We start from the raw sequence: 8,558 nt of genomic DNA on the forward strand, positions 1-8,558 counted from the left end.
ACATCCTATAAAATTTCAAGGATTTGATTAATAGAATAATCACCTTGGGACGCACTCATTCCCGACACCGGATCACAAGCTTCCCTGTTGCCGTCCGGTTACGGAGCGCCGCAAGTGCCTCCATCGCGTTTATCAGCGGATATGTCGCAGACACCAATGGCGATATTTCCCCAGACGACAGCAGCTCCAAAAGCTCGGCCATGCCAGCCTTTGCGATATCGGGGTTCTGTTCAAGATAAGCCCCGAAATAAAAGCCCAGTGCAGCAACATTCTTGACCAGAAGGATATTGGCAGGAATTTGTGGCACCGATCCGCTGGCAAATCCGATCAGAAGGATGCGCCCTCCCGGCGCAACACAGCGCAGGCTATGATCAAACACATCGCCCCCGACCGGATCATAAACCAAGTCGACACCTATTCGCCCGATGCGGGCACAGATTTCCTTTACCCGGGCCCGTATGCTTTCGGATTTGTAGTCAATTACATGATCCGCACCATGCGCTTTGGCGATGGCACATTTATCAGCCCCACCCGCGGTTGCGATCACGGTCGCGCCCAGAAGTTTGGCGCATTCCACCGCCGTCAGGCCAACACCCCCGGCAGCCCCATGAACCAGAACCACTTCACCCGGCAGCAAATTGGCGCGATACTTCAAACCAAACCATGACGTTCCATAAGCAATCTGGAATGCAGCCGCCACATTGAATTCAACATTGTCGGGCAACCCCGTCACCAGTCTGGCATCAACTGAAATCCGACCGGCATATCCACCCCAGTCAGGCAGGGCCATGACCCGATCACCAATGGTAAAACCCTGGACGTCCGTCCCAATTGCAGAAACGGTCCCGGCAATTTCAAACCCCGGCGCAAACGGACCAGTCGGGCGTTTCTGATATTTTCCCTCAAGAATCAGGGTATCGGCAAAATTAACGCCACAGGCGGCAATATCGATGATGATTTGATGGGCTTGTGCGATCGGTTCTTCGCAGTCGATCAGCATCGGCGCTTCGCCGAAAGCCTCGCATATCCATGCTTTCATCGCTGTCTTCCATCCTATGATCCTGCCCGATCACGCACAGTGTGCCGTGCACGCAGCGATCAGACAAGCGAAAGACAGATACGGTATTGAAAACGGTGGAATACAGACAGGAACGGCTTAGAAAAACTTCTGACGCCTGCGTTTTCGCGTCACCAGCAAAAGAAGTATTCCGGGCACCAGCAATATGACAAACGCCGGGGCCAATAGCACGGGCACAAACGCATTGTCCCAAATCCAGGCCGAGATATAGCGCTGAATCACGGACTGCAACAGGTTCAGGCTTCCGGCATCCAACCGATACCAGAGCTCCCCTGCCGCGACAAAGCGGAACGTTCCCGTCTGAAGCGAGGTAATGCCATCACCGACCAGTACAGCAAGACTGGAAAACAGCAATATCCATCCCAACGCTCTGAAAAGCCACATAGCCGTCTCCGAATTCCCGGTCTGAACTTTTCGTTATCATCACAGACATGCCGACGGCTTTGCCCCGTCAGCATAAAGGTTGCTGCGAATCACCCTATCGTCCCGGTACATCTGGAACCATAGCCTGAAACCTTAGAGGCGATTAATCAACAAGAAGTAAATATTGGACAAATTGCTACAACTTTATCCGTCAAGTGATTGTAAAAATGGCATTTGTTCGCTGTTTGGATAGTGACCAGAACAAACATCAAAAAGTAAGGGATTTTGCCTTGTCAACCGGGATCGGGTCGGCTAATGTCCGCCCGCTTTCGCGATATATACAAGATCGCATGTGGAGAGGTGGCCGAGTGGTTTAAGGCGCACGCCTGGAAAGCGTGTTGGGGTGTAAGCCCCTCAGGGGTTCGAATCCCCTCCTCTCTGCCACTTTGCAGCCTGCGGGCCGCAGCGATACCAAAAGCTGCAAAAAACTTCCCTTCTTCGATGTGAAATACGAAAATGCGCGCACAACTTTTGTGTGTCGTGTTTCTTATTGCCCGCTAAACTGCACGGTAAGGCACAAATCAGGTACCTGCATCATCATAGGGACGTGGCAAAACATGGCGACAATTGAAGGCGGCTTTCTGCATACGGCGGTTCTTTTCCTCGGTGCGGCCGTGGTTGCAGTACCGATCTTCAAGAAACTTCGCCTGGGTTCCGTGCTGGGTTATCTGTGCGCTGGGGCACTGATCGGGCCGTTTGGCCTTGCCATGATTGCGGAACCGGAAGAAGTTTTGCATTTCGCCGAATTTGGCGTTGTTCTTCTGCTGTTTATTATCGGTCTTGAATTGCGCCCCCAACGCCTGTGGGCAATGAAAAGCGAGATTTTCGGGCTGGGGATGGCGCAGGTGGCCATCACCGCCGCCCTTCTTTACGCCGCCCTGATTGCATTTGACTGGCCATGGCAGCAGGCGATGATTGCCGCCCTTGCCCTGTCCTTGTCCTCAACCGCGTTTGCCCTTCAAATCCTTGAAGAAAAGGGCACGCTTAACAGCGACCATGGCAACACAGCCTTTTCAATCCTGCTGTTTCAGGATCTTGCTATCGTACCACTAATCGCGCTTGTCGCGTGGCTCAGCCCGATAAGTGACGGCGACGAAGCCGGTACCGACTGGATTTATATCGCCAAAACCATCGGTGCAATTGCGTTGGTCATCGGGGCTGGGAAATATCTGCTTAATCCGTTTTTCCGCATCATCGCCCTGACCCGCGCGCAGGAAATCTTCACATCCGCAGCACTGCTGCTCGTGATTGGCGCGGCTCTTTTGATGCAGGCCGTCGGGCTTTCTATGGCACTTGGCGCATTTCTGGTCGGTGTCATGTTGGCGGATTCCGAATATCGCCACCAACTTGAAACCGATATCGAACCGTTTCGCGGCATTCTGCTCGGTCTGTTTTTCATCGCGGTCGGCATGTCGGTCAACTGGCCGCTTGTCGCGGATAATATCGGGATCGTCCTGGCATCGGTTGCTGGTCTGATGGCAATCAAGGGGATCGTCGTTTATGGACTGGCCCGGATATTTGGCAAATGTCACGCAACCGCATGGCGGACTGCGGTCACCATCCCGCAGGGCGGCGAATTTGCCTTTGTCCTGTTTAGTCTGGCGACATCGCTTGCGGTCATCAGCTCCACACGCGCCAACCTTCTGACCGCCATCGTCACCCTTTCGATGGCTGCCACCCCGCTTGTCGGTGCGATTGCCGAAAAACTGTCGGCCAAGCTTCGCAAGGATGATCAGCCCGATGTCGATGGCGTTGAAACAGCTGAACTGCAATCAGTGGTCATTGTCGGCTTTGGCCGTTTCGGACAGATCATTTCACGTGTTATGGCAGCCCGCGGCATCAATGCCACCGCAATCGACAACGACCCGAAACGCATTCAGATGGCCAGCCTCTATGGCAACAAGGTCTATTTCGGTGATGTCCGGAGAAGTGATGTTCTTGCCACCGCCGGGGCGGCGAATGCCGATCTGATCTGTCTGTGTATAAATGATCGTGACGCGACCACACAGGCCGCCAAATATATCAGCGAACTGTTTCCCAAACCGAAACTGCTGGTGCGCGTTTATGACCGCAACCATGCACTTGATCTGATGGAAATCGGGCTTGGCGTCGAACAGCTTTATCGCGAAACCTTTGATACGGGTGTTTCCATGGCACGGCACGGGCTTTCAATGCTTGAAACCGAACATGATGTTATTGATCAGATTGCTGATGAATTTCGCCGTCGTGATATCGACATGCTGCACGCCCAAGTGGCCGAAGGCCGCATTGCCGGCATGGCAAAGGTTCATGAAAGCTATCAGCTTGACCGCAATGATGCCCGCACCAACAAGGATGACCCGGCAATGTCGCGGCTGTAATTATCCGGTCCGTTAACCTTGGGCAAAAGCCCGAAGCTTGTCGCGCATCACCAGAACCGAATGCTCATCGGTGTAATCTTCGAAGCGGTCCAAAGCCACCCATGCCAGATCTTCGGATTCATCGGTGATTTTCAGCGGATCGCACATATCGGCCTCGAACAGGAACCGCATGTCATAATGCAGATGTGCAGGCCCCTTGGCATTTTCGGGAATTTCGTGGATATCGATATCAAATATCGCTGACGACAAGGGCCGTATCCAAGAAAGACCGCTTTCCTCATAGGCTTCGCGCTGGGCGACAAACAATACGTCGCGCACTCCGTCACAATGCCCGCCAAGCTGAAGCCAGCATTTAAGCTTCCGGTGATGGGTCAGCACCACATGACTGCGTTCCGAATTCACGACAAAAGCCGATCCCGTGACATGTGACGTTACCGGATCATTTTCAAATGCCTTGGGTTCACCTGCGATAAAGTCACTGATACGCATGTGATTTTCCAGGTCACGATCAGACTGTGAGACAAAGCTGGCAAGGTCGATCTGCATGATATTCCGGTGTTTGAAATTGACGGTTTACCGACCCTAGCCGAAGCCGCCACAACAGAACAACCGAAAACCCGGAAGCATAAAGACGAAGCCAACCTATTTACGGACGATCCGATTTACCGCCTCGGAAATCTCCGTTCTCCCATCGGTCAGTTCAAGAATCTCCCGCCGGATTTCCGGGGTTTCGATCAATTTGGCCAGAAACTGCGCAACGTTGCCACGCTTGACCGTGCCGTAAGGGATGGCAAATCCGGCGTTCACGCGCCCATCCTGATCTTCATGCAACAATGTTCCCGGCCGGAGGATCACCCAATCGGCATCGGATGCCGCAACATCCGCATCGGCGCGCTTTTTCTCGGTCATATAATGTTCAAACCGCGGGTTGGGGTCTTTGCCGCGCCCGGCTTCGGGGAAGGCAGAAACAAGATAAAGCCGTGAAATGCCTTCCTGCTTCATCGCGGCCACCAAATGCCCCGGTCCGTCGCCGTCAATCCGCGTGGTCCGGTCAAGGCCGCTTCCTGCCGCCCCGGATGAAAAAACAACAATGTCGTGGCCCCGGATCAAAGGGGCGAGCGTTTCTGCCGTCAGTTCCATCAAATCCCCGAGAACCGGCGTAATCCCCGCATTCCTGAGGTTGTCGGCCTGTTCGGGTTTGCGATGCAGGCCCGTAACCTGATGCCCATTTGCCAGTAAAAGCGGTGCCAGACGATGCCCGATACCACCCGTGACGCCGATAATGAAAATGCGTGCCATATCCTGCCTCTATCCTTCGCATCGGAAATCGAACCTACCTGAAAACTAGTTTGCGCCCCCGTGATGTCAACAAAGCCCGGCGTCACCGCGCAGCATGCAGATGGGCATAAAATTGCCACAAGAAATTTTGGAACGTTTTGAAATCACAGCCGTTGGTGAGGTGTAACGCTCGACATCAATGAAAGGAGAGACGTTATGCCTGCGATTGATACCGCAAAGATTCTTATTCTCGCTACCGACGGTTATGAACGTTCGGAACTGCGCGTTCCGCTTGATAAGCTCTCGACCCATGGGGCAGATGTCAAAATAGCATCGCCCAAATCATCCCCGATCAAAAGCTGGGATAAAAAGGACTGGGGCGACACCGTCGAGGTCGATATCGAAGTCAAAGATGTCGATATCAACAATTACGACGCGCTGGTTATCCCCGGCGGTCAGATCAACCCCGATCTTCTGCGCAATGACGAGGCATCCGTCAGTCTGGTCCGCGAATTTGTCGCGTCAGGCAAACCGGTTGCGGCGATTTGCCACGGCCCATGGCTTCTGGTCGAAGCCGGTGCCCTGCGCGGGCGCGCAGCAACCTCATACAGTTCGATCAAAACCGACTTGCTAAATGCCGGTGCAGTCTGGCGCGACGAACCGGTGGTCTGCGATCAGGCCATCATCACGTCGCGCAATCCCAACGATCTTGATGCCTTTGTTTCCAAGATCGTCGAGGAAGTTAGCGAAGGCAAACACAGGCGCGCGGCCTGACAAGCCGCATGAAAGGCAGCCTTGCCCGCAACTGCACACGGACGGATGGGAACCATCCGTCCGTGTGCGCATCAGCAATCCGATCACCCTACTCCGGACCATTATTCCGACCCCTTATTCCGGGCACGGATCCTTGGCATTCAGAAGATTGCCGGTCGAATACCAGATATCATGCAGGCCCTGGCTCAGATCAAGGCGTACCGGTGCATCTTCTCTCCCCTGAAACAGGATGTCATAAACCTTGGCTTGCAGCGGTGAACTGCACCCCAATGGCTGGGTTGGCATCCCGGGAAAATCAAGCTCAAGTCCCGCTTCGATCTGGGTTTGCGAAAACTCATCGGGCGGCGACGGCAATGTCAGAATATTCTGAAAATCAGGATCCCGGGCGATGTAATGCGTCAGATGCGCCTCATCCCCATAGCCAAACAGGTAATAGACAAGCTCGGCCGGTTGATCGATCCCGAAATTGAAATGCCGGAAAATAACGACATCCTCGATCTCGACCGCGACATTATCCAGTAATACCGGTCCCGGTGTCCCGCCGCCTGCATTGGAATAACCGTCATAGACTGTCGCGGTAAAGCTGGTCACCCTGCCTGATTTGATATCGGGCAGGGTGAATTTGTCATCATCGACATTGATCAGGTTATAGGGCTTATCAGGATTGGCTGCGCGCAATTTACGGTACTGCGCCATCGCATCATCCGTCAGATGCGCGCGCAGAACCATCTGGTACATATGCTTTTCCTGAGTGAACATCGGCATATGCAGCAAAAACAGCGTTTCCGATCCAACCATAAACATGCCGTGATTGCCCGGTGCATCGGCTTCGGCCCCATTACTGGTATGGCTCATTTCACCCATCGGCGGATGGGCCTTCGCCATCTCCACCAAACCAGAAAACATGGTAACGGTAACCGCGATCATTATCGCCGGTTTCCTGAAGACAAGAGGTCCGATCATTGTGCCTGCTCCATGAATTGTTTTACCTCTTCCACCAGTGACGGGTTTTTCGCCGATCCGGCATCGCGGAAAATGAATGAGAAATCCGATGCTAGCGTATCGCTGCCAGCAATCGTCGCATTGGCATGACAAAAATCGCAGGATTGATCCTGGATGTAGGTTTCCATGGTTGTATTGGCGACTTTCAGATTACCCTCGGACTCAAAGGTGCCATAGCGCAGCGGTATCGATGCATTCGCACCGGGCTCCATGACTGGGGGGCTTGGGCTGCCATCCCACAACACATTGACCAGCTTGTAATACTGAAACACCGATTTCCCGCCGGTTTGCGATGCGATCTTTTGGGCAACACCGGCATTTAGCGTATCCATTTCACTGGTTAGGGCCTGTTCGCGCGTAACCTGTACGGGCTGATCGCGGGGATAAAGATCCTTGCACTGGTTCTGATCGTTACAGTCAATGCGCGGCTGATTGGGTTTGCAATCCGGTCCGGTACAATTCGGGTTGTTAAAGGAATATCCGCCGGGCGGTAAAGTTGCCTGCCCGTCGGGCACATTGTCGACCTGCTCGAAGGTTGCCCAGATCAGATCGGGGAATGTATCGGTCTTGTGAATGATATGAAGCCCGACCAAACCGACAACTTCCTGGCTGCATTCACCGGTATCAGGACGTTTCAGCCATGCAACCGATGTCAGATACCGGTCATAAATGTCGCTTTGCCCTGTCAGGACCCGCCACGCTGCCTTGATCTCGAACGCTCCAAGCGCATCCTGACCTTGCGGTTCCGTCGGTGGAACACGCAGGAACTTGCCACTTGGCAGGGACAATCCCGCCGGATGTCGACCATCAGCATTGGTTGCGACCCGCATCTGATCGGCAGCGTCATAAAGCGTATTGTTCATGATGTAATCGAACTCGACCTTGCCGACCTTACGTTCGAAAAACACCAGATTGCCGTTCTGATCGGTCAGCCATCCGCCGGTGGCTTCCATGATCTCGTCGGACTGGGTATCACGCGTACCACTTGAAAGATGGAACCGATGGGCAGTATTAACCGCATTTTTTGAAAGCGTTGTTAAAATCTTTGCCGAACCAGCCGGATAGCCCAGCAACATCTTGTCACTTTTACATCCCGACGGCACGGCTTGCGGCACGCCCCAATCGGTCGGCTTGGCCGCATCAGGCAGGAAGATCGCCTGCGCATCCTTGAAACTGCCCCAGACCGGTACGCTGGTTAAGGGTGAGGTCGGATTTTCCGGTACCCCCCAATTTTCCACCGAAACGTTTTGATCTGGCTCACCTGCGGCCGATGGTGTTCCCGGCCATGAACTGCTGACCGGCCAGTTCATCGCGATGAACATTTGCCACGCATAACAATTGTTACCCTGCTGGGTTGGCAGGAACAGATTGTCACTGGTCATGAACGACCCGCTTGTCGGATCGAAAACCAGTTGATCCGGGCATTGCTGTGCCGATTGGGCTATTTCCGTCACCCGGCTGATATTGATTTCATCCGCCCTGCCAGCCGGAACATCAATCACCCAAAGAAGTCCCGCAATCGCCAGGATACAAAACCCCGCAAGCACACAGCCTGCCCCCAAATGTAATCGGTTCATCATAACGGCTCCCTCTGTCGCAAACAGCATCCGGGGCAGATCACAACCTTGACCCCACCCCGGATG

At 53.8% G+C, this 8,558-nt stretch carries 8 protein-coding genes and 1 tRNA gene; 3 read left to right on the forward strand and 6 right to left on the reverse strand.

Annotation, left to right across the window (positions count from 1 at the left end; genetic code table 11):
• Positions 1-55: 55 nt before the first annotated feature.
• Together BC440_RS07325 and BC440_RS07330 are read right to left on the reverse strand one after the other, a co-directional pair.
• Complete coding sequence (locus tag BC440_RS07325) at positions 56-1,039, reverse strand: NADPH:quinone oxidoreductase family protein (RefSeq protein WP_063092500.1); 984 nt, start codon at positions 1,037-1,039, stop codon at positions 56-58.
• Between the two features lie 117 nt (positions 1,040-1,156).
• Positions 1,157-1,462, reverse strand: a complete 306-nt coding sequence (locus BC440_RS07330; protein WP_007088774.1) for a hypothetical protein — start codon at positions 1,460-1,462, stop codon at positions 1,157-1,159.
• A gap of 333 nt (positions 1,463-1,795) precedes the next feature.
• On the opposite strand from BC440_RS07330, the gene BC440_RS07335 reads away from it, so the two are divergent.
• Both BC440_RS07335 and BC440_RS07340 read left to right on the forward strand, forming a co-directional pair.
• Positions 1,796-1,885, forward strand: a tRNA-Ser gene (locus tag BC440_RS07335).
• A gap of 173 nt (positions 1,886-2,058) precedes the next feature.
• Entirely contained in the window at positions 2,059-3,861 is a 1,803-nt protein-coding gene (locus BC440_RS07340) for a monovalent cation:proton antiporter-2 (CPA2) family protein (protein ID WP_063092499.1), read from the forward strand.
• Positions 3,862-3,873: 12 nt separating this feature from the next.
• Here BC440_RS07340 and BC440_RS07345 read toward each other — a convergent pair whose 3' ends face one another.
• Complete coding sequence (locus BC440_RS07345) at positions 3,874-4,407, reverse strand: NUDIX hydrolase (RefSeq protein ID WP_063092498.1); 534 nt, start codon at positions 4,405-4,407, stop codon at positions 3,874-3,876.
• A gap of 96 nt (positions 4,408-4,503) precedes the next feature.
• Positions 4,504-5,160 (reverse strand): NAD(P)H-binding protein, encoded by a 657-nt coding sequence (locus tag BC440_RS07350; protein WP_063092497.1) that lies wholly within the window; start codon positions 5,158-5,160, stop codon positions 4,504-4,506.
• Positions 5,161-5,355: 195 nt separating this feature from the next.
• Between BC440_RS07350 and BC440_RS07355 the strand changes: the two genes are divergently transcribed.
• Positions 5,356-5,913, forward strand: a complete 558-nt coding sequence (locus BC440_RS07355; protein WP_063092496.1) for a type 1 glutamine amidotransferase domain-containing protein — start codon at positions 5,356-5,358, stop codon at positions 5,911-5,913.
• Positions 5,914-6,027: 114 nt separating this feature from the next.
• On the opposite strand, the gene BC440_RS07360 is transcribed toward BC440_RS07355, so the two are convergent.
• Together BC440_RS07360 and BC440_RS07365 are read right to left on the reverse strand one after the other, a co-directional pair.
• Positions 6,028-6,840, reverse strand: coding sequence for a hypothetical protein (locus tag BC440_RS07360; protein WP_063092495.1), 813 nt, complete (start codon positions 6,838-6,840; stop codon positions 6,028-6,030).
• A gap of 32 nt (positions 6,841-6,872) precedes the next feature.
• On the reverse strand, positions 6,873-8,558 hold a 1,686-nt coding region (locus tag BC440_RS07365), incomplete at its 5' end, for a hypothetical protein (protein WP_247643534.1).

The sequence above is a fragment of the Thalassospira sp. MIT1004 genome, from assembly GCF_001858545.1.
Lineage (GTDB): Bacteria > Pseudomonadota > Alphaproteobacteria > Rhodospirillales > Thalassospiraceae > Thalassospira > Thalassospira xiamenensis.

What these genes read in the sequence shown, in the direction of transcription:
- BC440_RS07325 (WP_063092500.1), bottom strand. Translation starts at nt 1,039, where the DNA reads ATGAAAGCATGGATATGCGAGGCTTTCGGCGAAGCGCCGATGCTGATC.
- BC440_RS07355 (WP_063092496.1), top strand. Translation starts at nt 5,356, where the DNA reads ATGCCTGCGATTGATACCGCAAAGATTCTTATTCTCGCTACCGACGGT.
- BC440_RS07350 (WP_063092497.1), bottom strand. Translation starts at nt 5,160, where the DNA reads ATGGCACGCATTTTCATTATCGGCGTCACGGGTGGTATCGGGCATCGT.
- BC440_RS07360 (WP_063092495.1), bottom strand. Translation starts at nt 6,840, where the DNA reads ATGATCGCGGTTACCGTTACCATGTTTTCTGGTTTGGTGGAGATGGCG.
- BC440_RS07345 (WP_063092498.1), bottom strand. Translation starts at nt 4,407, where the DNA reads ATGCAGATCGACCTTGCCAGCTTTGTCTCACAGTCTGATCGTGACCTG.
- BC440_RS07330 (WP_007088774.1), bottom strand. Translation starts at nt 1,462, where the DNA reads ATGTGGCTTTTCAGAGCGTTGGGATGGATATTGCTGTTTTCCAGTCTT.
- BC440_RS07340 (WP_063092499.1), top strand. Translation starts at nt 2,059, where the DNA reads ATGGCGACAATTGAAGGCGGCTTTCTGCATACGGCGGTTCTTTTCCTC.